Genomic DNA, 25,573 nt, shown 5'->3' with positions numbered 1-25,573 from the left:
TGCACGGTTCCGGACCGGCAGGACATTGTCCATCCCCCGGCCAGGGACCGGGTGTATCCCGGGTCAGTCCCGGCTGTCCTGCTCACCCACAAGCGTGCCGATCTTCTCACCCTTGACGGCTCGGGCGATATTGCCCTCGGCCAGGAGCTCGAAGACCAGGATCGGGAGCTTGTTGTCGCGGCACAGCGTGACGGCCGTGGCGTCGGCGACCTTCAGGTCACGGGTGATGACCTCGCCGTATCCGAGGGAGTCGAACTTGACCGCGTCGGGGTTGGTCTTCGGGTCGGAGTCGTAGACCCCGTCCACGCCGTTCTTGCCCATGAGCAGTGCCTCGGCGTCGATCTCCAGGGCGCGCTGGGCGGCGGTGGTGTCGGTGGAGAAGTACGGCATGCCCATGCCGGCGCCGAAGATGACCACGCGGCCCTTCTCCAGGTGGCGGACGGCGCGCAGCGGGATGTACGGCTCGGCCACCTGGCCCATGGTGATGGCGGTCTGCACCCGGCTGTCGATGCCCTCCTTCTCCAGGAAGTCCTGGAGGGCGAGGCAGTTCATCACGGTGCCGAGCATGCCCATGTAGTCCGAGCGGGCGCGGTCCATGCCGCGCTGCTGGAGTTCGGCACCGCGGAAGAAGTTGCCGCCACCGATGACGACGGCGATCTCGGCACCGTCCCGGACGACGGCGGCGATCTCACGGGCGATCTTGTGCACCACGTCGGGGTCCACACCCAGGCCCCCGCCACCGGCGAACGCCTCTCCGGACAGCTTCAGCAGAAACCGGCCGCGCACATTGCCGTCGTCGCTCTTCTGGGCCTTGGTGGTCATGGGGATCCCGCCTCTTTCACCTGTTGCACATACGAAGAAGGCCACTGCCGGTGGGAACTGGTTCGCATCCCATGCGCGGCAATGGCCTCCTCGTCAGATCTGCTGTCGTCCGCCACGCGCGTGCGTGGCGGCGTACCGGACGACTGCTGACGACCCTATAGGGCCCGCGCGTCGCTCGCGGTACGGACTCAGATGCCGACCTTGATACGCGTGAAGCGCTTCAGGGTGACACCGGCCTCGTCCAGAACCTTCTGGACCGACTTCTTGTTGTCGAGCGCGTACGGCTGACCGAGCAGCGTGGCGTCCTTGAAGAAGCCGTTCAGGCGACCCTCGACGATCTTGGCGATCGCGGCCTCGGGCTTGCCCTCGGCGCGGGTGGTCTCCTCGGCGATACGACGCTCGGACTCGACGACCTCGGCCGGCACGTCCTCCTTGGAGAGGTACTTCGGCGCGAAGGCGGCGATGTGCTGGGCGACGCCCTTGGCAATCTCGGCGTTCGGCTTGTCCAGCTCGATGAGGACACCGATCTGCGGGGGCAGGTCGGGCATCGTGCGGTGCATGTACGCGGTCACGAAGCCGTCGGTGAACTGCGCGAAGCGGTCCAGGACGATCTTCTCGCCGAGGTTGGCGTTGGCCTCGTCCACGTATGCCTGGACGGTCTTGCCGGCCTCGATCTCGGAGGCGAGCAGGGCCTCCAGGTCGGCCGGGGAGGTCTTGGCGACGTGCTCGGCGATCGCGTTGGCGACGGCCTGGAACTTCTCGCCCTTGGCGACGAAGTCCGTCTCGCACTTCAGCTCGACGAGAACGCCGGAGGCGTTGTCGTCGGCGATGATGGAGACCACCGCGCCGTTCTCGGCGGAGCGGCCCTCGCGCTTGGCGACGCCCTTCTGGCCCTTGATCCGGAGCGCCTCGACAGCCTTCTCGACGTCGCCCTCGGCCTCGTCCAGCGCCTTCTTGCAGTCCATCATGCCGGCGCCCGTGAGCTCACGGAGCTTCTTGACGTCGGCGGCGGTGTAGTTCGCCATGAGTCTGTGAATCTTTCTCGAAGTCTGGAAGATCGAAGATCTACGGGGTCTGCGGCCCCCATGTAGCCGGGGGCCGCCGACTCTCCGATGACCTACGGGTGAACGGCGGGAGCGGAGTTCACCGCGCCGGAGGCGCTGATGAATGCGGTACCGCTCCCGCCGTCACCCCTGACGCTGACGGATCAGGCCTGCTCGGCGTCCGCGGCCGGAGCGGCCTCGGCCTCGGCCTCGGCGGCAGGAGCCTCGGCGGCGGGAGCCTCAGCCGGGGCCTCGGCCTCGGCGGCGGGGGCCTCGGCAGCAGGAGCCTCGGTGGCCTCGGCGGCCGGAGCGGCCTCGGCGGGAGCCTCCTCGGCCTTCTTCTCGCCACCCTCGAGCAGGTCGCGCTCCCACTCGGCGAGCGGCTCGCCCGCGGCCTTCTCACCCTTGTCACCGGTGGCGACGCGCGAGCGGGAGATGAGCCCCTCGGCGACGGCGTCGGCGATCACGCGGGTGAGCAGGGTGACGGAGCGGATCGCGTCGTCGTTGCCCGGGATCTTGTAGTCGACCTCGTCGGGGTCGCAGTTGGTGTCGAGGATCGCGACGACCGGGATGTTGAGCTTCCGAGCCTCGCCGACCGCGATGTGCTCCTTCTTGGTGTCCACGATCCAGACGGCGCTGGGCACCTTGGACATCTCGCGGATACCACCGAGGGTCTTCTCCAGCTTGGCCTTCTCGCGCGAGAGCACGAGAAGCTCCTTCTTGGTCAGACCGGAAGCGGCGACGTCCTCGAAGTCGATCTGCTCGAGCTCCTTGAGGCGCTGCAGACGCTTGTAGACGGTCGAGAAGTTGGTGAGCATGCCGCCCAGCCAGCGCTGGTTGACGTAGGGCATGCCGACGCGGGTGGCCTGCTCGGCGATGGCCTCCTGCGCCTGCTTCTTCGTGCCGACGAACATGACCGTGCCGCCGTGGGCGACGGTCTCCTTGACGAACTCGTAGGCGCGGTCGATGTACGACAGCGACTGGAGCAGGTCGATGATGTAGATGCCGTTGCGCTCCGTGAAGATGAAGCGCTTCATCTTCGGGTTCCAACGACGGGTCTGGTGACCGAAGTGGACGCCGCTTTCCAGCAGCTCCCGCATCGTGACGACGGCCATGGCCGTTCTCCTTGGTGTTCTCGGTTGTACCGCGGGTACCGGAGGGCACCCGCGCCTGACGCCCGCGACGCGCCTTGCCGCAAAGGACCGAGAGGCGCTGACACCGACCGTGTGACGGCGAGATGTCGGGGCGTGCGAAGTCGACCCGGTGACCCGGATCGCCAGAAGAAGTGTACGGGACCGGCGAGGTACCGGGTGACGCCGCTGTCCACAACCCGGGAGTAGTCCACAGGTCCCGGCCGCGGCCGGGGCGGATGCGGGACGGTTTCCGCATGCGAGCGAAGCGATGCGGTCGATTCGGGCGGTGCGGTACGTGGCTGGTGCTGGGGTTTCTGCTGTTCCTGACGGCACCGGCACCCGCGCCGGAGCAGGCCCCCCTCGCCCCGACGGCTACGGCTACGGCTACGGACGTCTCGGTACCGGCGATCGGCCGCACCTGGCCGCTGGGCACCCGCCCGACGGTCCTGCGCGGCTGGGAACCACCGGCGACGGTGTACGGCCGCGGCCACCGGGGCGTGGATCTGGCAGCACCCGCCGACACCCCGGTCCGGGCGGTGGCACCGGGCCGGGTGTCCTTCGCGGGCCGAGTGGCGGGCAAGGGGGTCGTCTCGGTGGAGCTGACGGGCACGGATCTGCGAACGACCTACGAGCCGGTGACGGCGTCGGTGGAGAAGGGCGACGAGGTGGAGGCGGGCGAGGTGGTGGGCACGGTGGAAGCAACGGGCTCCCACTGCACGACGACCTGCGTGCACTGGGGGCTGCGCAGAGGCGAGACCTATCTCGATCCCCTGTCCCTGCTCCCGCCGTGGCTCCTGCGCAGGGGCCCGTCGAGGCTGCTCCCCGTACTCGGCGTCCCCTTGCCCTGACCGCCCTCGACAGCCCAGCAGCCCGGACGGGCCTCAGCCCCGCACGCCCCGCAGCGCCATGGAAACCGCGGCCTCGGTGATCACCGAGGGCTCCTCCGCGGCCCCCAGCTCGATCCGCCGCACCGCCGCGTCCACCACGCCCTGCACCAGCATCGCCGCCAGCCGAGGCTGCTCGTGCCCCAGATCGCCGAGCACCTCGACGATCATCGCGACCAGTCCGCCGTGCGCCGCCCGGATCTTCTCCCGGGCTGCCGCGTCCAGCTCGCTCGCGGAGATGGCGACGACGGCCCGATGCCGTCGGTCCCCCACCAGTGTCAGCTGCCGCCGGACATACGCCTCGACCTTGGCCTCCGCGCCCTGCGCCGCGGCCATCGCCGCCGAGACCTCCGCGGCCCACACCGGGAAGTCGACCTCGCACAGCTCCTCGACCACGGCGGCCCTCGACCGGAAGTACTCGTACACGGACGAGCGCGCGAGCCCCGTCCGCTCGGCGAGAGCCGGGAAGGTCAGCGCCTCCGTCCCGCCCTCGGACAGCAAAGAGCGAGCCGCGTCCAGCAGGGCGGCTCGCTGCATCGACCGGTGCTCGGCCACGGAGGCCGCTCGAATCCTTGGCACGTCAACCACTGTACGGACGCACCACCGCCGACGGGAGTCACTCCACCCGTCCGGCCAGGTCAGCGGCCGAAACTGGCCAGCTTCGCCCGCAGTTGCAGCACGGATTTGGTGTGGATCTGACTGACCCGGCTCTCGGTCACACCGAGCACGTTCCCGATCTCGGCGAGCGTGAGCCCCTCGTAGTAGTAGAGGGTCACCACGGTCTTCTCCCGCTCGGGCAGGGTGTTGATGGCCCGCGCGAGGAACCGCCGGAGCTCCCGGTCCTCGGCGACCTCCACGGGGTTGTCCGCTGCGGGGTCCTCCAGCGTGTCCATGAAGCTCAGCCCGTCGCCGCCCTCGCCGCCGACATGCAGCAGCTCCTCCAGGGCCACCACGTTGGCCAGCGACAACTGGCTGAACACCGCGTGCAGATCGTCCACGGCGATCCCCAGCTCGCCGGCGACCTCCCCCTCCGTGGGCGTCCGTCTGAGCCGTGCCTCCAGCGTCGCGTACGCCCGCTCGACGTTGCGCGCCTTCTGCCGCACGGAGCGCGGGATCCAGTCCAGCGCCCGCAGTTCGTCGATCATCGCGCCCCGGATCCGGGTGATCGCGTACGTCTCGAACTTGATCTCCCGGTCGATGTCGAACTTCTCGATCGCGTCGATGAGCCCGAAGACCCCCGAGGAGACGAAGTCGGCCTGCTCGACGTTGGGCGGCAGACCGACGCTCACCCGCCCGGCGACGTACTTCACGAGCGGTGAGTAGTGCAGGATCAGCTGCTCTCGCAGCCGCTCGTCTCCCGTCGCCTTGTACGACCGCCACAGCTCGTCGAGGGTCGAGGGAGCGGGCGGCCGCACGCTGCCACCGTCACGGGCGGCTGGGGGGATCGCCGCCCGGTCGGACCCGGAAGTGTGCTGGGGCATTCGTCGCCTTGTGCCGTTCTGCCGTGAAGTACGCGATGTACGTGAAGTGCGTCGGAATCCCCGTGAGCGTAGCGTGACTGAGGCGTCGCAGTGCGCAAACAGTGCGCCCGGGTTCCTGCACGGACGCGTTCCGCGGGCCGCACCCGCAGGGCACGGCCGTCGCACTGTGTGATCAACGGAACGCCTCAACTGCGGGAATTCCCAAGGCCTTCGGGGTTCCCCCGGACGGCCGAACACGCTCGGTCAACACGGGCCGCGGCCGCCCCGCACGGAGATCATCGCCTGGCGTGTCAACTTCCAGCCGTCGCCGTGTCGTTCGACGTAACCAAGTGCACGGAGTTCGTACAGTCTCGCGATGGCGTCGTCCCGGGTCGTCTGGGCCCCGCGCGCGATCTCGTCCACGCCGGCCTCCCGTCGCCCGGGCAGCGCGGACAGGACCCTGCGCACCTCCGGGTCCAGCAGGTCGCGCGGCAGCACGGGTCCGCGCCGGTCGGGGGCCAGCTCCCCCATGTCGCCGACCAGTTCCACCACTTCGGCGGCGTCCGTGACCAGCGTGGCACCGCTCCGCAGCAGCTCGTGCACCCCGGCGGACAGACTGCTGGTGGCCGGCCCGGGGACCCCCATCGTGTGACGGCCCAGCCGCTGTGCCGCGCGGGCGGTGACCAGTGAGCCGCTGCGGTGGGCGGCCTCGACGACCACGGTGCCCCGGGTGAGGGCGGCGATCACCCTGTTGCGCAGCACGAATCTGCTGGGCGTCGGATGATCGCCGGGCGGCAACTCCCCGATCACCAGGCCCTGTTCCGCGATCCTGGTGATCAACTGGGTGTGTCCGCGCGGATAGGGCCGATCGACCCCGCAGGCCAGGACGGCGACGGTGGCACCCCCTGCGCCGAGGGCACCGCGGTGGGCGGCACCGTCGACCCCGTAGGCCCCGCCGGACACGACGACCCACCCGAGCTCGGCGAGCCCGGTGGCGAGGGTGGCCGCCATGTGGCCCCCGTACTCGGTACAGGCACGGGCCCCGACGAGGGCGACGGACCTGAGCGCCCACATCCGCAGGCTGGGCCGCCCCCGGACCCACAGTCCGAGCGGCCGCGCGTCCCCGAGGTCGTCGAGCTGCCCCGGCCACTCGGCTGCCCCGGGAACGACGAACCGGGCGCCGGCCTGGAACGCGACGGCGAGATCCCGGAGCGGTTCGGCCACTAGAGCCCGGGCCCGCATGCCGCTCCATCTCTTCTCGCTCACCCCGGGCAGCGGCTCCCCGCACCCGCGCAACCGCGAGGCCACCTCCTCCACGCCCCATTCCCGGATCCACCGCCCCGCGGCCTCGTCACCGGGCTCGACGACCCGAGCCAGAAAGACGCGGTCGAGCAGCTCGTCGTCGGGTTGGTCGCGGGTCACGTCAGCGCCCCGATGGCCATGGGCACGCCCCGGGGCACTCCGGTGCGCAGTTGCAGCGCCAGGGCGACGTCCGTCGCGTCCGGGCGGTCGTGTCCGACGAGGTCCGCGACGGTCCAGGCGACGCGCAGGACGCGGTCGAGTCCCCGGGCGGTCAGGACGCCCCGCTCCAGATTGCGCTCGGCCTCGTCCATCGCCCCGGACACGGCGTGCCAGCGGTTGCGCAGCTCGCGTCCGGGCACCTCGCTGTTGGTCCGCCACGGGGTGCCGGCGAAGCGCGTCGCCGCGCGTTCCCTGGCGGCCCGCACGCGGTCCGCGACCACGGCGGTCGACTCGCCCCGTGCGCCGCGTCCGGCAAGCTGGTCACGCGTGACACGGTCCACCTGCACCCGCAGGTCGACCCGGTCGAGCAGTGGACCGGAGAGCCGGGCCTGGTAGCGCCGGATCGCCGAGGGCGGGCACTCGCAGAAGTCGTCGGTCTGCGAGAAGCGACCGCAGGGACACGGGTTGGCCGCGAGGACCATCAGGAACTTCGCCGGGAACCGTACGACACCCGCGCTGCGCGCGATCACCACGTGCCCCGCCTCCAGTGGCTGCCTCAGCGCGTCGAGAGCCTGGGTGTTGAACTCGGGAGTCTCGTCGAGAAAGAGCACCCCCCGGTGCGAGAGCGAGACCGCGCCGGGACGGGCGATGCCGTTGCCGCCGCCCACCAGCGCCTGCATGGTGGCCGAGTGGTGCGGGGCGCAGTAGGGGGCGACGTCGATCAGGGGCTTGCCCGGGGGCAGCAGTCCGGCCACCGAGTGCACCGCCGTCACCTCCAGCGATTCCTCCCGGGCCAGCGGGGGCAGGACCGCGGGCAGCCGCTCGGCGAGCATCGTCTTGCCCGCGCCGGGGGGACCCTCCAGGAACAGATGGTGGCGCCCGGCCGCCGCGACCTCCACGGCCGTCCGCGCCGAGGTCTGCCCCACCACGTCGGCGAGGTCGTGTCCGTGGTCCTGCTGAGCGGCTCCGGCGCTGTGCATGCCCGTCGCCGCGCCCGTGCCCGGCACCCGCAGGCCCGCCAGCAGCGGATCGGGGCGGCCCGGCTCATGCGGCTCCTCGTCGGGCACCGGTTCGTCGGCGAGGACCGCGATGAGCTGCCGCAGACTGCGGACGCCCAGCACGGAGACCCCGGGCACCAGCGAAGCCTCGGCCGCGGCGCACTCCGGCACGACGACCTGGACGTAGCCGGCGTCCGCGGCGGCCAGCACCGCGGGCAGGATGCCCCGGACCGGACGCACCCGGCCGTCCAGGCCCAGCTCCCCGATCATCACGATGTCGGCGAGCACGCGCGGGTCGATCCGCTCGGAGGCACCCAGGACGGCACATGCAACAGCCAAGTCGAATCCCGAGCCCGCCTTCGGCACCGAGGCCGGGCTGAGTCCCACCGTGAGCTTCTTCTGGGGCCATTCACCACCCGAGTTCACGACGGCCGCCCGCACCCGGTCCCGGCTCTCCGTCAGGCTCTTGTCCGGCAGCCCCACCAGCGTGAAGGCCGCGACCCCGGGCTCCAGGTCGGCCTGGACCTCGACCACAACCCCCTCGACGCCCACCAGCGCCACCGAGCACGTACGCGCGAACCCCATCTCAGGCCACCCCCCGCGCATGCTCGACCACGGGCGCGCCGCGGCGGGGCAGGACGACGCCCACCAGGTCGATGCGGACGCCTCCCGGTGGCGCCCCTCCGTGGGCATGGATCCAGCAGGCGGCGAGGCCCCGCAGGCGCTCCGCCTTCTCGGGGGTCACCGCGGCCATGGGGTGCTCGAACGCACCCACCCGTCGTGTCTTGACCTCGCAGACGACCAGGATCTCGCCGTCCCGCGCCACGATGTCGATCTCGCCCGTCCTGCCACAGCGCCAGTTGCGCTCCAGGACGGTCATCCCGGCCTCGGTCAGCCGCCGCGCGGCCAGACTCTCGCCGTACTTGCCGAGTGCACTGCGTGCGTTCATGTCGGCACCACCTCCGGCGCCAACGATCACGCAACCCCGCCCACCGAGTTGATCTTGGTGGACTACTCAGCGGTTGTGGAAAACCCCGTCACCCACACGGGCGAAAAAGCGCCCGTCACCCGCCCGGCAGCTCCAGATCGCTCTTGTTCAGCTCCTCGATGTTCACGTCCTTGAACGTCAGCACCCGGACCTGTTTCACGAAGCGAGCCGGCCGATACATGTCCCACACCCACGCATCCGCCATGGACACCTCGAAGAACACCTCACCCTGGACCGAGTGCACCTGCATCTCGTAGTCGTTGGTCAGGTAGAAGCGCCGCTCGGTCTCGATCACGTATTTGAACAGACCGACGACATCGCGGTACTCCCGGTAGAGCTTGAGCTCCATCTCGGTCTCGTACTTCTCGAGGTCCTCGGCGCTCATGGCATGTTCCCCTTCAGCCGTGCGATCCCACCATTGTGCGCCAGTCCCGTCAGCACCTAGACGATTTCGGTGTCGAGGGTCACGGGCCCGGCCGGGGGACCTTCGTCGAGCAGCCTGCGCAGCAGCTCGGCGAGTCTGGTCGGATACACCGTCTCATGTGCCTGGCTCAGTTCCTGACACGTCCACCAGCGCGCTCCGGCGACACTGCGTCGCTCCAGCTCGGTCAGGGCCGTGGCCCGGGTGGCCGTCACCGTCGTACGGGCCAGGTAGTACCACTCGTCCTGGTCCCAGCGACGGCCCGCGAACGGGAACGAGCACATCCGCCGCCAGAGCACCGGCCCGAGTTCCACCTCGGTGATGCCGGTCTCCTCGGCGAGTTCCCGCAGAGCGGCCTCTTCACGGGTCTCGTCGCCCTCCAGTCCGCCGCCGGGCGTGAACCACCAGTCGTCGGCCGGATCGTCCGGCTCGTGCCCGTGCAGCAGCAGGATGCGGTCCTCGGGATCGAGCAGTACCACTCGGGCCACCTTGCGCAGCGCGCCTTCGGGCGAGTCCCCGGACGCGGCCGGCGCCTCAGCGGGCACCGACGGGCTCCGTCCGGACCCGGGAGCGCCTGCCGAACAGCTTGGCCACGGGCCCGTACGCCCCGCCGCCCAGCACCAGCGCCCCGCCGGCGACGATCAGGAAGAAGATCGTACGCAGCGGGCCGGGCGAGGAGAGCGCGCCCAGGGGCTCGAAGCCGGTGGGGCGCTCCAGCATGCCCTTCATGGGCCAGACAACGGCGTCCACGCGGGCGGTCACGGCCGAGCGGGCGACGGTGCCCTGGGCGGCGTCGGTGAGGTGGGCGGAGGAGTCCAGCGAGCCCTGGCGCTCGTCGCCGAGCAGGAACAGCCGGCCCTGGGGCACCTTCACGGTCGGGATGGTCTTGTCCTCGACCGGGCCGCCCTTGAGGTAGGTCTCGTCGATCTGCTTGCCGTTGACGGTCAGCTTCCCGTCCGTGCAGCAGGAGACCGTGTCGCCGCCGACCGCGACGACCCGCTTGACCACGGGCGCGTTGCTCACCCAGGTCTCGTCGGTGAAGACGACGACGTCACCCCGGCGTATCTCGTCGCCGTCGACGCGCTGCGCCAGCACCCGGTCGCCGGCGTCGATCGTGGGCGTCATCGAGCTGGTGGGCACGGTGTACGGCAGGTAGACCACCGCTCCCCAGGCGAATCCCCCGAGGAACAGCACCAGGCCCAGCGCGACGGCCAGTCCGGACAGTCGCTGTCCGGTCCGGCTGCCCACCGGGCCCGTGCTGGTGCTCCCGCTGCGCGGGGCCGTACGTGTCGTGCTCTCGCCACCCATGGCTCCGCACCCTACCCGGCGGTACCTGAGCGGGTCAGCCCCTCCTGCCCGGACGGAGCGACAAGCTCCGCAAAGCTTTCACCAGGCCCGTGGCATCGGTCGGCCGGGCAACGCTCAGCGGGTCCGCTCGACGGCGGCCTTCCTGCGACGCCACAGCGCCACCGGCACCACACCGACGAGAGCGATCCCCTGGGGAGCCACACTGAGGGCGGCCGAAGCGGACGACCGGTCGTTGATGCCCGCCTGGTCGAAGGTGTCCGGCTTGGGCAGGGTGCCCCAGCGGTTGATCGGCCAGGCCTTCACGATGGCGCGGCCCACGACGTCGTCGACCGGGACCATGCCGTGGTGCTTGTCCGACTGGTTGTAGCGCGAGTCACGGGAGTTCTGCCGGTGGTCGCCCATCACCCAGATGTAGCCCTTGGGGACCTTCACGGTGAACTGGCCGCCCTGGTCGTCCTGGCTGCACGGCGTGTTGCCGGCGTAGACGTACGACGCCTCGTTCAGTGCCTTGCCGTTGACCTTGAGCGGGCCGGTGTCCTTGCAGGAGACCGTGTCACCGCCCACGCCGATGACGCGCTTGATGAGGTCCTTCTCCGTCGCGGAGGGCATCAGACCGATCCAGGACAGGAACGTCTGTACGGCGTTCGGGTCCGCCACCGGCTCGCCCGCCAGCCAGTTGTCCGGGTCGTGGAAGACGACGACCTCGCCGCGCTCGGGCTCGGAGCCGAACCACGGGGTGAGCTTGTCGACCAGCACCCGGTCGCCCTGCTGGAGGGTGTTCTGCATCGAGTCGGACGGGATCGAGAAGGCCTGCACCAGGAACGTCTTGATCAGCAGCGCCAGCACGAGCGCGATGCCGATCAGGATGGGCAGCTCCTTCCAGAAGGAGCGCTGCTTCTTCGCCCCGGGCGTGGAACCGCCCGTCCCACCGCCGCCGGTCCCGGGGGGTTCGTCCACCGGCGGCCCCTCGCCGCCCGCGGCCGGGTCATTCCCGAAGGGTACGGCGCCCTCCACGGCCGGGTCGGCTGCTTCCACGGGGCGTCCGCGGTGCTCCTCGCCGTCGTGCCCGGATCGTGCGCCAACCGCAACATCCCCCACGCCAACTCCTTACTCTGTGCCGCCGCCGGCGCCAGGTACGGCGCAGGCCCACCACTCCCATAACGAGCGGGAGTTCCGCAGGGCTCGGGAGTTGGATCGCTTCGTTCGGATCGTCGGGAGCAACCCTAAGCGACGGCTGGGAGGCTGCGGTCGCCCCGGACACCGAGTCGGCAATGGAAGAGTAAGTTTTCGGTTCGTCCAGCGTGGTCCAGTGGCCGAACGGCCACGCGATGATCCTGGCCCGTCCCACCACCGAGTCCAGGGACACGGTGCCGCCGTAGTCGGTGTCCTGGTGCGAGCGGGAGTCCGCGGAGTTGGCGCGGTGGTCACCCATCACCCACAGCCGCCCCTGGGGGACGGTGATGTCGAACTGCTGGGTGGACGGGGCGTTCCCGGGATACAGGTAGTCCGTCTCGCTCAGAGGAACGCCGTTGACGGTCACCCGCCCCTCGGTGTCACAGCACTTGACCCGGTCGCCGCCGACTCCGACGACCCGTTTGATCAGGTCCTTCTCGTTGTCGGACGGCAGCAGGCCGATGAAGGTGAGTCCCTCCTTGACCTGCTTGACGACGACGGGGTCGTCCTTCTTCGTCGTGGTCTGCTCGTCCTGGAGCCAGCCGCCCGGGTCCTTGAAGACGACGACGTCCCCGCGCTTCGGTTCGGAGCCGAACCACGGGGTGAGCTTGTCGACCAGGACACGGTCGCCGATGCGGATCGTCTGCTCCATCGAGCCGGACGGGATCACGAACGCCTGGACGAGAAACGTCTTCAGGACCAGGGCTATCAGGACGGCCACGCCGACCAGGAGGGGTATCTCCTTGACCGCGCCGCGCCTTCTGCGCCGCTTCACCTTGCGCTGGAGCTTGCGCCGCTCCGCGCGGGAGCGGCCGCCGGTGGGACTGGCGGAGCGCCGGACGCCGGTGGGCAGCAGATTCTCGGCCGCGGTGCTCGACACACCGCGCGGTTTGCCGCGGTTACCCATGCGCACCCTCCGCTGCGGGCACGCGCGCGTAGGCGTCAGAACGGTGCAGGCGGACGGTGTGGCCGGCGGGCCAGATGATCCAGTCGGCCCGTCCGAGGACATCACCGACGGGGACCATGCCGCCGCCCGGTGAGCCCAGATGGTCCCGGGAGTCGCTGGAGATGCTGCGGTGGTCACCGAGTACGAACAGGGTGCCGTCGGGCACCTCGACCTCGAAGGGCACCGAGGAGGGGCTGTCGCCGGGGTACAGGAAGCCCGACTCGTCGACCGACCGGCCGTTCACCTCGACCCTCCCCTTCGTGTCGCAGCAGACCACGTGGTCTCCCCCCACGCCCACAACGCGCTTGATGTAGTCCCCGTCCCCGAAATACCCGGTTCCGTCGAACACGACCACATCTCCCCGGCGCGGCTCGGCACCGAAACGGTACGCGAACCTATTTACGAGAACGCGGTCCCCGATCCTCAATCCGTTTTCCATGGATCCGCTGGGAATCTGGAAAGGTCTGACCACGAACGTACTGATCAGCAGGAGAAGGACCAGGCAGAGCAGCAGAGTCAGGGAGATCCAGCCGCCGGGCAGCCACGGGGTGATTCTCGACACCAACGCGAAACGCGACCGTCCCTCCGCGGCCCCTGGTCCGGGGCGGGAGGAGCGGTCGCGCTCCGTCGGCTGTGCTTCGGTGTCCATCGCAGCCAGATGCTATCCGGCCCCGCTGTGACCTCCGAGAGGCGCTCAGTTGTCGCGCTTCTCCTTGATCTTCGCGGCCTTGCCGCGGAGCTCGCGCAGGTAGTACAGCTTCGCGCGACGCACGTCACCGCGGGTCACGAGCTCGATCTTCTCGACGATCGGGGTGTGCACCGGGAAGGTGCGCTCGACGCCGACGGAGAACGAGACCTTGCGGACCGTGAAGGTCTCGCGGACACCGGCACCCTGACGACGGATGACTACGCCCTTGAACTGCTGCACACGGGAGCGGTTGCCCTCGATGACGCGGACGTGGACGTTGACGGTGTCACCCGGACGGAAGGCCGGGATGTCGGTACGCAGCGACGCGGAGTCGACGATGTCGAGCAGGTGAGACATTTCGTCTGCTTTCTTCGCCCATGCCACAGGTCATCGGCGGTAGATAGTGTTTCGTGAGGAGGCTGTCCGTGTCGGGGCGGGCGTCGTGTCCCCCTGTGGCAGGGGCGCACGCCGGACGACGCACAACAGGGGCCTATTCTTCCACGGCTTGTGGCCTGCGCCAAAATCGTCCGTACGGCTCCCCCGCCGGGTCGGGCGCCCAGCCCAGGATGGAGAGCATCTCGCGGTCCTTCTTGTTGAAGGCCGCCGGGTCGCAGCGCTCGATCAGGTCGGGCCGGTTGGCCGCCGTACGCGTGAGCGCCTCGTCGCGGCGCCAGCGGGCGATCTTGCCGTGGTGCCCGCTGAGCAGGACGTCCGGGATGCCACGGCCGCGCCACTCGGGCGGCTTGGTGTAGACGGGGCCTTCGAGCAGGTTGGCCATGGCTCCGGGCGCGAAGGAGTCGTCCCGGTGCGACTCGGCGTTGCCGAGGACGCCGGGCAGCAGCCGGGCCACCGCCTCGGTGATCACGAGTACGGCCGCTTCGCCGCCGGCGAGGACGTAGTCGCCGATGGACACCTCGTGGACGGGCATCCTCGTGGCGTACTCGTCGATCACCCGGCGGTCGATGCCCTCGTAGCGCGCGGGCGTGAAGATCAGCCAGGGGCACTCGGAGAGTTCCACGGCGAGTTCCTGGGTGAAGGGACGGCCGCTGGGGGTGGGGACGATGAGGGCGGGCGCGTGCGAGCCCGTCTCGTAGCCGTCCGCCAGCACGGAGTCCAGCGCGTCCCCCCAGGGGTCGGTCTTCATGACCATGCCCGGGCCGCCGCCGTACGGGGTGTCGTCGACGGTGTTGTGACGGTCGTACGTCCACGCGCGCAGATCGTGGACGTGCACGTTCAGCTGCCCACGCGCGCGGGCCTTGCCGACCAGGGAGACGTTGAGGGGGTCGAGGTACTCGGGGAAGATCGTGACGACGTCGAGCCGCATCAGGACGCGTCCTCGGAGTCCTGAGAGTCCTCGGAGTCCCGGGAGGACGCGATCTCGGCGCGGTCGTCGATCAGTCCGGGCGGTGGTGTGATGACCGCCTTCTGCTCGACCAGGTCGATCTCGGCGACGATCTCCTCGACGAACGGGATCATCACCTCGCTGCCGTCGGGCCGCTCGACGATGAAGAGGTCCTGGGAGGGCAGGTGCGAGATCTCGGTGATCCGGCCGACCTCGACGCCGTCCGCGGTGACCACGTCCAGGTCCATCAGCTGGTGGTCGTAGTACTCGTCCTCCTCCTCCGGCAGCTCCTCCGGATCGACCTCGGCGATCAGGAGGGTGTTGCGGAGGGCCTCGGCGGCGCTGCGGTCCTTCACGCCCTCGAAGCGCAGGAGGAGACGGCCGCTGTGGACGCGGCCGGCCTCGATGGTGAGGGGGCCCGTGGAGGCCGGGTCGGTGGCCAGGACGGCGCCGGGGGCGAGCCTGAGTTCGGGCTCGTCGGTTCGTACCTCGACGGTGACGTCGCCCTTGATGCCGTGGGCGCGGCCGATCCGTGCGACTACCAGCTGCACTGTGCTTGCTCTCCTGTCATACGACTACGGGCCGGGGACGGCCCGATGGCCCTCCCCGGCCCGAGCCGGTGCTGCGTTTGACGTCAGCGGACGTGGTCGACGTCGACGAGGTCGACGCGGACACCGCGGCCGCCGATGGCGCCCACGACGGTCCGCAGGGCGCGTGCGGTGCGGCCGTTGCGGCCGATCACCTTGCCGAGGTCGTCGGGGTGGACCCGGACCTCCAGCACTCGCCCGCGGCGCAGGTCGCGCGAGGCGACCTGCACATCGTCAGGGTTGTCGACGATGCCCTTCACGAGGTGCTCGAGAGCCTCCTCGAGCATGCTCAGGCCTCGGTCGACCCGGACTCGGCCGGAGCCTCGTCCTTCTTCTCAGCCTTCTTCTTCTGGGTGATGGCCTCACCCTTGCCCTCGTCGTCGCCACCGAGGGCCTCGAACGAGGGACGCGCGGCCTTCTCGGCCGGCTGGAGCAGCGGAGCCGGGGCGGGCTCGCCCTTGAACTTCTGCCAGTCGCCGGTCTTCTTCAGAATGGCGAGCACGGGCTCGGTCGGCTGCGCGCCGACACCCAGCCAGTACTGCGCGCGGTCCGAGTCGACCTCGATGCGCGAGGGGTTCTGCACCGGGTGGTACAGGCCGATCTCCTCGATCGCACGGCCGTCACGACGGGTGCGGGAGTCGGCGACGACGATGCGGTAGTGAGGCGAACGGATCTTGCCCAGACGCTTCAGCTTGATCTTGACTGCCACGGGAGTGGGTTCTCCTGGAATTGACGTGGTTGGGCACGGCGAGACGGCCGCGTGGGGTTGCGGTACCCGAGTGCCCGATGGACGCGTCAGCCGGAGGCGAGAGGGTTCCTGTGCGGCTGTCGAGTACAGCTAGCCATTGTGCCACACCCTGGGACCCCCTTCGGACCGAGGCCGCGCACGAGCATGCCTGAGGGGCACCCGGCACTTCAGGTGCCCCCAGGCAGGATCGCGGCTGCCACGAGCAGCCGCGGTCTCAGCTCGCCGCCGCGCCCACGATGTCGGGAATGCGGAACGGCTTCCCGCAGCCCCCGCAGACGATCGGCGCCTGGGCCAGGACGGAGGGGACGACCCGCACATTGCGGCCGCAGTCGCAGACCGCCTTGACCCGGACCCCGCCTCCGGAGGAGCCGTGACGAGCCGCCGGCCCCCGGAAGGAACGGGCGGTGTCGGCGGAGGTCGCCGCCGTGTGGGCCTTGAGGGCGCGCTGGAGCCGCTCGATGGTCGGGCGGTACCGGCGCTTTGCCTCGGGGGTGAGCGTGACCAGGGAGAAGCCGCTGCTCGGATGCGGTTCCTCGGGGTGGTCCAGGCCCATCTCCTCGGCGATCGCGAGAAATCTGCGGTTGTGGTAGCGGCCGGCGCGGGAGGTGTCGCGGATGCCTCGCGCGGCGGCGATGCCGTGGACTGCCTCGTGAAGCAGTCGCTCGAAGGAGAGCTCGTGACCGCACGCGGACGACGACTCCCCGATCAGGGACTCTGGCGCGGCAAGGTCCGGCAGTTCGGGGTGGTACCGCTGAATGTCGGCCCACGCCTCTGCCAGCTCTGCGGCGAGTACAGGTGGTGTCTGTGTCGTGCTCACGTAATGACAACGAGCCAGGGTGCCGCTGTGTTCCTATTCCGGGGCATCCCAAATAATTTGCACGTACCCGTCAGTTGCGACTGATGCGTGGAGACGAGGGCGGGTGCGCTGATCTGCGGAGAAGCCTCACAGCTCGCCACAAGGTGGTGCGTAGTGTGAGGTACGCCCCGGCGCGTAGATCGTGTCCACGCGCCGGTGCGGGTGTGATCCGCGGGTGCGCAAGAGACGTTTCGGTCGCTCTCGCACCGGAAGGGCGCTGCCTCAGTAAGCGCGCGCGACAACTGCGACGTTACCGGGGGCGTCGTCGGTTCCCGGCACCGACCCGTCCTCGGCGACCAGACAGCGTACGGTCACCGCGTGCTCGGCCAGCCTGGCCTCGCCCTCTTCGCCGAGAGTGGCCCACGGGATCCGGGCCCAGCCGCCGGCGACGGCGGCCTCGACGGCTTCGTCGAACGTCGACACGTCGGCCGTCCGGGACTCGCGGCGCTCGCGGGACTGGGCCAGCAGCAGCGCCTGGTCCTCCTCGAGGACGGCCGGGAGCAGTCGTACGAGATCGTCGACGGCGACCGCCACCTTGCCTCCCGGAATGCGGCGGGCCACCATCGCGGTACCGCTCTCCAGGTCACGGGGCCCGACCTCGACGCGGACCGGCACGCCCTTGAGCTCCCAGTCGACCGCGCGGCGCCCGAAGGGGGTGTCGGTGCGGTCGTCGACGTGGACGCGCAGCCCCGCCGCCTTCAGCCGGTCGCCGATGTCGCGGACCTTGGCCAGAACCGGTTCGTCCCCCTTGATGGCGAGCACGACGACCTGGGTCTGCGCGAGCCGCGGCGGGACGCGCAGGCCGTTGTCGTCGCCGTGCATCATCACCAGGGCGCCGATCATGCGTGTGGTGGAGCCCCAGGAGGTCTGCCAGACGAGTTCCTGGGTGCCGTCCTTCGACAGGTACGAGGTGTTGAAGGCCTTGGCGAAGTTCTGGCCCAGCTCGTGGCTGGTGGCCATCTGGAGGGCCTTGCCGTCGCCCATCATGCCTTCGAGCGTGAGGGTGTTGACGGCGCCGGCGAAGCGCTCCTTGACGGTCTTGCGACCGGGGACGACGTCCATGGCGAGAACGTCGGTCATGAAGTCCTCGTAGACCTGCCGGTGGATGTGCGAGGCGAACTCGCGCGCGTCCTGTTCGGTGGCGTGCGCCGTGTGGCCCTCCTGCCACAGGAACTCCGTCGTGCGCAGGAAGAGCCGGGGCCTGAGTTCCCAACGCACCACGTTGGCCCACTGGTTGATCAGCAGGGGCAGGTCGCGGTAACTCTGCACCCACTTCGAGAAGTAGTCGTTGACGATCATCTCGGAGGTGGGGCGGACGACCGCGGGCTCCTCCAGCTCCTTGCCGCCGCCGTGGGTGACGACCGCGAGCTCGGGCGCGAAGCCCTCGACGTGGTCGGCCTCACGGGTGAGGTACGACTGCGGGATCAGCAGCGGGAAGTACGCGTTGTGCGTGCCCGTCGCCTTGATCCGGGCGTCCATCTCGGCCTGCATCCGCTCCCACAGCCCGTACCCGTACGGTCGGATGACCATGGTGCCGCGCACCGGACCGTTGTCGGCCAGTTCGGCCTTGCCGACCAGATCCTGGTACCAGCGCGGGAAGTCGTCCGCCCGGGGTGTGAGAACAGGTGCCTTTGCCATGGCGCGATGGTACGGGCGCACGTTGCCGGGATGTGAATTCTTTTCCCCGGCACATGCCAACCGGCAACAGGGCCCTTCTGCCTCTGGACGAGCGGTCGAGTGCGGAGTTACCTGGCATACGGGGGAAGTGCGAGCGCACGTCACGGGGGCCACGGAATCGGGCACAGAGTCAACTCTCGGCGGATTGGGGCGCTTATCCATGACACCTACGCTCGTGCGGCAGCACCTGCCCTCAGCGGGACACACCTTCCGTGCGGACCTCGGTGCACGCGCGCGTGACTGGTCCGAGATCCAGGAGCGGATGCTGGTTCCGCTGTACGAGGCCGTCTACGAGCGACTGGAAGTGGGTCCCGGGACGCGGCTGTTGGGCCTTGGCTGCGGCAGCGGGCTCGCCCTGTTAATGGCCACCTCCCGGGGCGCCGCGGTCGCCGGGGTCGAGCCCTCCTCCCCCGAACGGCTGGCGCTCGCGCGGGAGCGGCTGCTGCCGGAGGCCCGGGGCACGCGCGCGGGGGCCGGCACCAGGCTCGTCGAGGGAGCGCCCGGGGACGCCACCGACGACGGGACCGCCCCGTACACCCTCGTGACCGCCTTCGAGCCGATCGGGGGTCTCGCGGGTGACTCGGAGGGCCTTGGTGAGCTTCTCGCCTCGGCGACTCCGCTCGCCGAGCGGGGGGCGCCCGTGGCGCTCGTCGGCTGGGGTCCGCCGGAACGGTGCGCCACGTCGTCCGTGCTGCGGGTCGCCACCAAGCTGACGGATCCGCTGCGCGGCTCGGGCAGTTGGCGTCCGCCCCGGCGTGACGACCTGGAGGAGGTCGCCCAGCGGGCCGGCCTGCGGCCCGACGGCTCGGGGCGGGTGTCCTGCCCCTTCGGCTACGCCGACCTCGGCAGCGCGCTCAAGGGCCTGCTGTCGACCGGCCTCTTCGACGCGGCCATCGAGGCGACCGACCGGGCCCAGGTGGACAAGGAGGTCACAGAAGCCCTGCACCCGTACCAGCGCCGGGACGGCACGGTATGGATGCCGAACGTCTTCCGCTACCTGGTCGCCCGGGTGCCCTAGCCGTCGGCCTCCTCGCTGAGCCGGGTGACCTCCGGCGGTACGTCGCCGTCGGTCACCCCGGCACAGGCGCGCTCAGCCCATGAACTTCTTGAACTCGTCCGGAAGTTCGAAGTCCTGCGGGACCTGCTGACCGGGTACGCCGAAGGCGCCTCCGCCCTGGGCGCCCGCGGCCTTGCGCGCGGCCTCCTCGGCCTCCTGCTGCTTGCGCTTCATGGGGTTGCCCGAGCGCTGCTTGCCCTTGGCCTTCTTCTGCTGCTTCTTGGCGCGGCCGGGGCCGCCGCCCATGCCCGGCATCCCGGGCATACCCGGCATCCCGCCGCCCTGAGCCATGCGCGACATCATCTTGCGGGCCTCGAAGAACCGCTCGACGAGGTTCTTGACCGCGCTGACCTCGACGCCGGAACCCTTGGCGATACGGGCACGCCGCGAGCCGTTGATGATCGTGGCGTCGGCGCGCTCGGCCGGGGTCATCGACTTGATGATGGCGGCCGTGCGGTCGACGTCCCGCTCGTCGAGGTTGTTGATCTGGTCCTTGATCTGGCCCATTCCCGGGAGCATGCCGAGCAGCTTGGAGATGCTGCCCATCTTCCGGACCTGCTCCATCTGGGCCAGGAAGTCGTCCAGGGTGAAGTCCTGGCCCTTCTTGGACGCCAGCTTGGAGGCCATCTTCTCGGCCTCTTCCTGGCTGAACGTCTTCTCCGCCTGCTCGATCAGGGTGAGCAGGTCACCCATGTCGAGAATGCGGGAGGCCATCCGGTCAGGGTGGAAGGCGTCGAAGTCCTCGAGCTTCTCGCCGTTCGACGCGAACATGATCGGCTTGCCGGTGATCTGCCGGATCGACAGGGCCGCACCACCGCGGGCGTCACCGTCGAGCTTGGAGAGCACCACGCCGTCGAAGCCGACGCCGTCGCGGAAGGACTCGGCGGTGTTGACCGCGTCCTGGCCGATCATCGCGTCGACGACGAAGAGGATCTCGTCCGGCGAGACCGCGTCGCGGATGTCCGCGGCCTGCTGCATCAGTTCCTGGTCGATACCGAGACGGCCGGCGGTGTCCACGATCACGATGTCGTGGACCTTGGACTTCGCGAAGTCGATGGAGTCCTTGGCGACCTTGACCGGGTCACCGACGCCGTTGCCCGGCTCGGGGGCGTAGACCGCGACACCGGCGCGCTCGGCGACGACGCTGAGCTGGTTGACGGCGTTGGGGCGCTGGAGGTCGGCGGCGACCAGGAGGGGCGAGTGGCCCTGCTCCTTCAGCCAGTGGCCGAGCTTGCCCGCGAGGGTGGTCTTACCGGCACCCTGGAGACCGGCCAGCATGATCACGGTGGGCGGGTTCTTGGCGAACCGCAGCCGCCGGGTCTCGCCGCCGAGGATCGTGACGAGCTCCTCGTTCACGATCTTCAGGACCTGCTGGGCGGGGTTCAGCGCCCGGGAGACGTCGGCGCCGAGGGCACGCTCCTTGACGTTCTTGATGAACGTCCGGACGACCGGCAGGGCCACGTCCGCCTCGAGGAGCGCGATCCGGATCTCGCGCGCGGTGGCGTCGATGTCCGCCTCGGAGAGCCGTCCCTTGCCGCGCAGGTTCTTGAAAGTCGCTGAGAGGCGATCGGAAAGAGTATCGAACACGGCGCTCGCGGTCCTCGGGGTCGGTGGCAGCTGGGAATCGCCCTCCAGGGTATCCCGGCGACACACGTTGCCGGGATCCCCCGGGTCAGCCCCGCAAGGTCTCCTCCAGCTTCCGGGCCACGGAAGCCGCTTCTCCGGCCCCGAGCGGGGCGCCCTTGCCGTCGGTGACGTAGAAGGCGTCCACCGCGTTGGCGCCCAGCGTCGACACGTGCGCGCTGCGCATCCGCACCCCGGCGTCCTCCAGGGCGCGTCCGATGCGGAACAGCAGTCCCGGGGCGTCCTGGGCACGCACCTCGATCACCGTGGCGTGCCGGGAGGCCGCCGGAGCGACCGTCACGCGGGCGGCGGGCGCGACGACACCGCGGCGCCTCGGATAGGCGGCGTCCCGCTCGGCCAGGCGCCCGGCGACGTCCAGTGAGCCGTCCAGGGCCCGTACGAGATCGGCACGCAGCCGGGCCGCCTGGGGCAGCGAACCGTACTGGGCGGCGACCCGCCAGTTCAGCAGGAGCACGGCACCCTCGACGCCGTCGGGCAGGTCCTGGGTGCTCAGCTCCGCGGTGCGGACGGTCAGCCGGTGCACGGCCAGCACTCCGGCGACCGCGGGCAGCACACCCGGCTGGTCCGGTACGGCGATCACGAGCTCCACGCCGAGCGGCTCGGGATCCCCGGCCGGCTGGTCCTCCGGGACAACGGGCGGCTCGGTCTGCGCGCGCAGGGACAGCACCGGGCCGCCCGTCGCGATCGCCTCGATGGCGAGCCGCTCCTGTTCGGCGGTGGGCGCGGCCGCCTCGGGCTCGTCGGGCTCGTCCCCGGCGAGCACCGCGGCCACCCGCTTGACCAGGTCGGCGACGAGCGAGCCCCGCCAGGACGACCAGGCGGCCGGTCCGGTGGCCAGGGCATCGGCCTCGGTCAGCGCGTGCAGCAGCTCCAGCGTGCCCTGCGATCCGACCGCCTCGGCCACCGAGCGCAGCGTGGCCGGGTCCTCCAGGTCACGCCGGGTCGCGGTGTCCACGAGCAGCAGGTGGTGCCGTACGAGAGCGGCGAGTACGGCGACGTCGTCGCGGTCGAAGCCGATCCGCGCGGCGACGTCCTTGGCGATGATCTCGCCGGCCACCGAGTGGTCACCGGGCCAGCCCTTGCCGATGTCGTGCAGCAGGGCGGCGACGAGCAGCAGGTCGGGGCGGTGGACGCGCCGGGTGAACTCCGAGGCACGGACCGCCGTCTCGATCAGGTGCCGGTCGACGGTCCAGATGTGCACGGCGTTGCGCTGCGGGCGGCAGCGCACCCGCTCCCAGTCGGGCAGCATCTGGGTGATCAGGCCCTCGGCCTCCAGGGCCTCCCAGACGTCGATGGTGGGCTGGCCCGAGCCGAGCAGGGTCACGAGCTGTTCGCGCGCCTCGGCGGGCCACGGCGTGGGCAACGGGCGCGCTCCGGTCGCCATGCGCCGTACGGCGTGCAGGGAGAGCGGGAGTCCTGCCTGAGCGGCGGCGGCCGCGGCACGCAGCGGGAGCACGGGGTCGCGGTCGGGGCGCGCGGCGCGGGCGAGCACCACCTCGCCGTCCTGCTCGACGACCCCCTCCGCCAGCGGCGACCTTTCGGCCACCGGCTTGCCGCCGCCGAGCATGGCGCGCAGCCGCGGCCGCACGGCACGCGACCTGAGCACGCGCCCCACCTCGCGCCAGGTGACGTCACTGGCGTACGAGATGACCCGGGCGGCCTCGTAGACCTGCCGCAGCAGGGTGTCGGCGTCGAGCAGACCGAGCTCGGCGGCGACCTGGTCCTGTTCCTGGAGCGCGAGCCGGTCGGTCGCGCGGCCCGTCGCCAGGTGCAGGGCGTCCCGGACGTCGAGCAGCCGGCGCCGGGCGTCGTCGAGGCCCTCGCGCGGGGCGTCGGCCAGCCAGGAGGCGGCGACGGCACGCAGGGCGGTGGCGTCCCGGAGTCCGCCGCGGGCTTCCTTCAGGTCGGGTTCGAGCAGGTACTGCAGCTCCCCCTGGCGCTCGGCGCGCTCGGCGCACAGTTCCTGGAGCTCGGGCAGACGCTTGGGCGCCTGGTTGCGCCAGTCGGCGAGGACGGCCGTACGCAGTCCCGCCGTCAGCCCCAGATCACCGGCGATGTGGCGGGCGTCCAGGAGGCCGAGCTGGACCTTCAGATCCTCCCCGGCCGTCTTGCGGGCCTCCGCGGGCGTGCGCACGGAGTGGTCGAGAGCGAGGCCGAGGTCCCACACGGGGTACCAGATGCGGTCGGCGAGTGCGGCGACCGCGCCCGAGTCGCTGCCGTCGTGCAGCAGGACCAGGTCCAGGTCACTGCGGGGCGACAGTTCGCCGCGGCCGTAGCCGCCGACGGCGATCAGGGAGACCCCGCGCAGCTGCTCGGCGCCCGCGGTGAACAGCCCCGAGAGCCAGTCGTCCGTCAGTTTCGAGAGGGCGGAACGGCGCGGCGGCCCTGACCGCGCCTCCTCCTGGAGGAGGCGCAGCCGGGCCGCCGCATAGCCACTGGGTCCCGAGTCCTCTACGTCCTTGTGCACGTTCGTGCCCGTCACCCAGTAGCTCCTGTTCTGTTCTTCGGTCAGAGCGCGTCCGGGCCGCGCTCGCCCGTCCGGACCCGTACGGCGGTCTCGACGGGCAGGGACCAGACCTTGCCGTCACCGATCTTGCCGGTACGGGCCGCCTTGACGATGACGTCGATCAGCTGCTCGGCGTCGTCGTCCTCCGCGAGGACCTCGATGCGGATCTTCGGGACGAGGTCCACGGTGTACTCGGCACCGCGGTAGACCTCGGTGTGGCCCCGCTGACGACCGTAACCGCTCGCCTCGGTGACCGTCAGGCCGTGGACCCCGAAGGCCTGGAGGGCTTCCTTGATCTCGTCGAGCCGGTGCGGCTTGACGACGGCGGTGATGAGCTTCATGCGTCCACCTTCTTGGACTCAGAGGCGGGCGGGGTCGGCACGGCGCTGCGGTCGTAACCACCGCCGGCGCCGCTGAAGTCGTATGCGGTCTCGGCGTGCTCGGCCTGGTCGATGCCCGAGACCTCCTCGTCCTCGTCGACCCGCATGCCGATCGTCTTGTCGAGCAGGAAGGCGAGGATCGCGGAGGCGATCAGGGAGTAGGCGAGGACCGCGAAGACACCGGCGCACTGCTTCCAGAGCTGGTCCGCGTTGCCGCCGTAGAACAGGCCCTTGACGTCGGACTGGCCCGTGCCGCTGGCGAAGAAGCCGATCAGCAGGGAGCCGATGACACCGCCGACCATGTGGACACCGACGACGTCCAGGGAGTCGTCGTAGTTGAAGCGGTACTTCAGGCCGACGGCCGCGGCGCAGGCGACACCGGCGATGGCGCCGATGCAGATCGCGCCGATCGGGGTGATCGCACCACCGGAGGGGGTGATGGCGACCAGACCGGCGACCGCGCCGGAGGCGGCGCCCAGCGTGGTGAACGCGCCGTGGCGGATCTTCTCGTAGATGAGCCAGGCGAGCATCGCGGCCGCGGTGGCGATCTGCGTGTTGACGAACATCAGCGAGCCGACGCCGTCGTCGTTGCCGAGCCACGAGCCGGCGTTGAAGCCGAACCAGCCGAACCACAGCAGGCCCGCGCCGAGCATGACCAGCGGAAGGCTGTGCGGGCGCATCGGGTCACGCTTGAAGCCGACGCGCTTGCCGATGACCAGGATCACACCGAGCGCCGCGGCACCCGCGTTGATGTGGACCGCGGTACCACCGGCGAAGTCGATCACACCGAGCTCGAAGGCCCAGCCGCCGGTGCCCCAGACCCAGTGGGCGACCGGGAAGTACACGACCGTCGCCCACAGCGCGACGAAGAGCGCCCAGGCGGAGAACTTCACGCGGTCGGCGAGCGCACCGCTTATCAGGGCCGGCGTGATGATCGCGAACATCATCTGGAAGACGGCGAAGGCGAGAACCGGGATCGTATATCCGGACCAGATGTCGCCCTTGTCGATGCCGGTCCATCCGAAGAAGTCGGATTCCCAGCCGATGAGCGAACCGTGGTCCGTACCGAACGCCATGGAGAAGCCGTACAGCACCCACAGGATCGTGACGATACCCATGCTGATGAAGCTCATCATCAGCATGTTGAGGGTGCTCTTGACGCGGACCATGCCTCCGTAGAAGAAGGCGAGGCCCGGGGTCATGACCAGCACCAGGGCGGAACAGATCAACATGAAGCCTGTGTTGGCCACAGACAGTTTGTCTGCGGCGAGCGTGATGGCTGGTGCCATCGGCGTCTCCTCGTCGTAGGTACGGCCCCGTGCGGGCGAAGCCAGAGCGGATTGAGGGGTGGGCCGGTTATGCGCCATGAGATTGACGCAGCGCGGTTTCGGCGGAAGCCCCTCGTTGTTTCGCCGCCGTGACGAAGACGCCTCGTGTGTTACGCGTCGATG

At 70.2% G+C, this 25,573-nt stretch carries 27 protein-coding genes; 2 read left to right on the top strand and 25 right to left on the bottom strand.

What is annotated here, in order from left to right; translation table 11 throughout:
- Positions 1-63 precede the first annotated feature (63 nt).
- The 3 genes from pyrH to rpsB form a co-directional block, all read right to left on the bottom strand.
- Positions 64-822, bottom strand: a complete 759-nt coding sequence (pyrH, locus tag ACZ39I_RS16100; RefSeq protein WP_403664116.1) for a UMP kinase — start codon at positions 820-822, stop codon at positions 64-66.
- A 188-nt stretch (positions 823-1,010) separates the two neighbouring features.
- Positions 1,011-1,847 (bottom strand): translation elongation factor Ts, encoded by an 837-nt coding sequence (tsf, locus tag ACZ39I_RS16095; RefSeq protein WP_467245002.1) that lies wholly within the window; start codon positions 1,845-1,847, stop codon positions 1,011-1,013.
- 182 nt (positions 1,848-2,029) lie between these two features.
- A complete protein-coding gene (rpsB, locus tag ACZ39I_RS16090; protein WP_467245001.1) occupies positions 2,030-2,980 on the bottom strand; it encodes a 30S ribosomal protein S2 in 951 nt (316 codons plus the stop codon).
- A 272-nt stretch (positions 2,981-3,252) separates the two neighbouring features.
- Between rpsB and ACZ39I_RS16085 the strand changes: the two genes are divergently transcribed.
- Positions 3,253-3,846 carry a M23 family metallopeptidase gene (locus ACZ39I_RS16085; RefSeq protein ID WP_467245000.1) on the top strand — a complete coding sequence of 198 codons (594 nt, stop codon included), beginning with the start codon at positions 3,253-3,255 and terminating at the stop codon, positions 3,844-3,846.
- Between the two features lie 33 nt (positions 3,847-3,879).
- On the opposite strand, the gene ACZ39I_RS16080 is transcribed toward ACZ39I_RS16085, so the two are convergent.
- The 18 genes from ACZ39I_RS16080 to proS all read right to left on the bottom strand — a co-directional run bounded on the left by ACZ39I_RS16080 (position 3,880) and on the right by proS (position 18,496).
- The gene (locus ACZ39I_RS16080) at positions 3,880-4,437 is read right to left on the bottom strand and encodes a TetR/AcrR family transcriptional regulator (protein ID WP_467245124.1); all 558 of its coding nucleotides are present in this window, start codon (positions 4,435-4,437) and stop codon (positions 3,880-3,882) included.
- Positions 4,438-4,520: 83 nt separating this feature from the next.
- Positions 4,521-5,363, bottom strand: coding sequence for an RNA polymerase sigma factor WhiG (gene whiG / locus ACZ39I_RS16075; protein WP_403664107.1), 843 nt, complete (start codon positions 5,361-5,363; stop codon positions 4,521-4,523).
- A 243-nt stretch (positions 5,364-5,606) separates the two neighbouring features.
- On the bottom strand, positions 5,607-6,764 hold the full coding sequence (dprA, locus tag ACZ39I_RS16070; protein WP_467244999.1) for a DNA-processing protein DprA: 1,158 nt from the start codon (positions 6,762-6,764) through the stop codon (positions 5,607-5,609).
- Complete coding sequence (locus tag ACZ39I_RS16065; RefSeq protein ID WP_352389434.1) at positions 6,761-8,386, bottom strand: YifB family Mg chelatase-like AAA ATPase; 1,626 nt, start codon at positions 8,384-8,386, stop codon at positions 6,761-6,763. The genes dprA and ACZ39I_RS16065 overlap by 4 nt, the downstream gene beginning before the upstream one ends.
- 1 nt (position 8,387) lies before the next feature.
- Complete coding sequence (locus tag ACZ39I_RS16060; protein ID WP_467244998.1) at positions 8,388-8,750, bottom strand: YraN family protein; 363 nt, start codon at positions 8,748-8,750, stop codon at positions 8,388-8,390.
- A gap of 115 nt (positions 8,751-8,865) precedes the next feature.
- Positions 8,866-9,174, bottom strand: coding sequence for a DUF2469 domain-containing protein (locus ACZ39I_RS16055; RefSeq protein ID WP_003965949.1), 309 nt, complete (start codon positions 9,172-9,174; stop codon positions 8,866-8,868).
- Between the two features lie 56 nt (positions 9,175-9,230).
- On the bottom strand, positions 9,231-9,755 hold the full coding sequence (locus tag ACZ39I_RS16050) for an NUDIX hydrolase (RefSeq protein ID WP_352389432.1): 525 nt from the start codon (positions 9,753-9,755) through the stop codon (positions 9,231-9,233).
- Positions 9,745-10,518 carry a signal peptidase I gene (gene lepB / locus ACZ39I_RS16045; RefSeq protein ID WP_467244997.1) on the bottom strand — a complete coding sequence of 258 codons (774 nt, stop codon included), beginning with the start codon at positions 10,516-10,518 and terminating at the stop codon, positions 9,745-9,747. Before lepB (ACZ39I_RS16045) ends, ACZ39I_RS16050 begins: the two co-directional genes overlap by 11 nt.
- Positions 10,519-10,632: 114 nt before the next feature.
- The gene (gene lepB, locus ACZ39I_RS16040) at positions 10,633-11,616 is read right to left on the bottom strand and encodes a signal peptidase I (RefSeq protein ID WP_467244996.1); all 984 of its coding nucleotides are present in this window, start codon (positions 11,614-11,616) and stop codon (positions 10,633-10,635) included.
- Positions 11,504-12,598: a signal peptidase I gene (gene lepB / locus ACZ39I_RS16035; protein ID WP_451472089.1), complete on the bottom strand. Its 1,095-nt coding sequence runs from the start codon at positions 12,596-12,598 to the stop codon at positions 11,504-11,506. Before lepB (ACZ39I_RS16035) ends, lepB (ACZ39I_RS16040) begins: the two co-directional genes overlap by 113 nt.
- Entirely contained in the window at positions 12,591-13,286 is a 696-nt protein-coding gene (lepB, locus tag ACZ39I_RS16030; RefSeq protein WP_467244995.1) for a signal peptidase I, read from the bottom strand. Before lepB (ACZ39I_RS16030) ends, lepB (ACZ39I_RS16035) begins: the two co-directional genes overlap by 8 nt.
- Positions 13,287-13,331: 45 nt before the next feature.
- Entirely contained in the window at positions 13,332-13,682 is a 351-nt protein-coding gene (gene rplS / locus ACZ39I_RS16025; RefSeq protein WP_069765421.1) for a 50S ribosomal protein L19, read from the bottom strand.
- A gap of 133 nt (positions 13,683-13,815) precedes the next feature.
- The gene (trmD, locus tag ACZ39I_RS16020) at positions 13,816-14,649 is read right to left on the bottom strand and encodes a tRNA (guanosine(37)-N1)-methyltransferase TrmD (protein ID WP_467244994.1); all 834 of its coding nucleotides are present in this window, start codon (positions 14,647-14,649) and stop codon (positions 13,816-13,818) included.
- A complete protein-coding gene (gene rimM / locus ACZ39I_RS16015; RefSeq protein ID WP_467244993.1) occupies positions 14,649-15,218 on the bottom strand; it encodes a ribosome maturation factor RimM in 570 nt (189 codons plus the stop codon). The genes trmD and rimM overlap by 1 nt, the downstream gene beginning before the upstream one ends.
- Positions 15,219-15,301: 83 nt before the next feature.
- Positions 15,302-15,541 (bottom strand): RNA-binding protein, encoded by a 240-nt coding sequence (locus ACZ39I_RS16010; protein ID WP_005479813.1) that lies wholly within the window; start codon positions 15,539-15,541, stop codon positions 15,302-15,304.
- A gap of 2 nt (positions 15,542-15,543) precedes the next feature.
- On the bottom strand, positions 15,544-15,963 hold the full coding sequence (rpsP, locus tag ACZ39I_RS16005) for a 30S ribosomal protein S16 (RefSeq protein ID WP_467244992.1): 420 nt from the start codon (positions 15,961-15,963) through the stop codon (positions 15,544-15,546).
- A 253-nt stretch (positions 15,964-16,216) separates the two neighbouring features.
- Positions 16,217-16,819 carry a hypothetical protein gene (locus ACZ39I_RS16000; RefSeq protein WP_125189668.1) on the bottom strand — a complete coding sequence of 201 codons (603 nt, stop codon included), beginning with the start codon at positions 16,817-16,819 and terminating at the stop codon, positions 16,217-16,219.
- Positions 16,820-17,080: 261 nt separating this feature from the next.
- Positions 17,081-18,496, bottom strand: a complete 1,416-nt coding sequence (gene proS, locus ACZ39I_RS15995) for a proline--tRNA ligase (RefSeq protein WP_467244991.1) — start codon at positions 18,494-18,496, stop codon at positions 17,081-17,083.
- Between the two features lie 199 nt (positions 18,497-18,695).
- On the opposite strand from proS, the gene ACZ39I_RS15990 reads away from it, so the two are divergent.
- Positions 18,696-19,553: an SAM-dependent methyltransferase gene (locus tag ACZ39I_RS15990; protein WP_467244990.1), complete on the top strand. Its 858-nt coding sequence runs from the start codon at positions 18,696-18,698 to the stop codon at positions 19,551-19,553.
- A 72-nt stretch (positions 19,554-19,625) separates the two neighbouring features.
- On the opposite strand, the gene ffh is transcribed toward ACZ39I_RS15990, so the two are convergent.
- The 4 genes from ffh to ACZ39I_RS15970 all read right to left on the bottom strand — a co-directional run bounded on the left by ffh (position 19,626) and on the right by ACZ39I_RS15970 (position 25,411).
- On the bottom strand, positions 19,626-21,179 hold the full coding sequence (gene ffh, locus ACZ39I_RS15985) for a signal recognition particle protein (protein ID WP_352389422.1): 1,554 nt from the start codon (positions 21,177-21,179) through the stop codon (positions 19,626-19,628).
- 85 nt (positions 21,180-21,264) lie between these two features.
- Entirely contained in the window at positions 21,265-23,718 is a 2,454-nt protein-coding gene (locus tag ACZ39I_RS15980) for a [protein-PII] uridylyltransferase (protein ID WP_467244989.1), read from the bottom strand.
- Positions 23,719-23,744: 26 nt separating this feature from the next.
- Complete coding sequence (locus tag ACZ39I_RS15975; protein ID WP_003997576.1) at positions 23,745-24,083, bottom strand: P-II family nitrogen regulator; 339 nt, start codon at positions 24,081-24,083, stop codon at positions 23,745-23,747.
- Positions 24,080-25,411, bottom strand: coding sequence for an ammonium transporter (locus tag ACZ39I_RS15970; RefSeq protein WP_467244988.1), 1,332 nt, complete (start codon positions 25,409-25,411; stop codon positions 24,080-24,082). Before ACZ39I_RS15970 ends, ACZ39I_RS15975 begins: the two co-directional genes overlap by 4 nt.
- Positions 25,412-25,573 lie beyond the last annotated feature (162 nt).

The sequence above is a fragment of the Streptomyces sp. NPDC024687 genome, from assembly GCF_055559055.1.
Note: the sequence above shows the minus strand (reverse complement) of the source record. Positions and strands in the feature narration are given on the sequence as shown.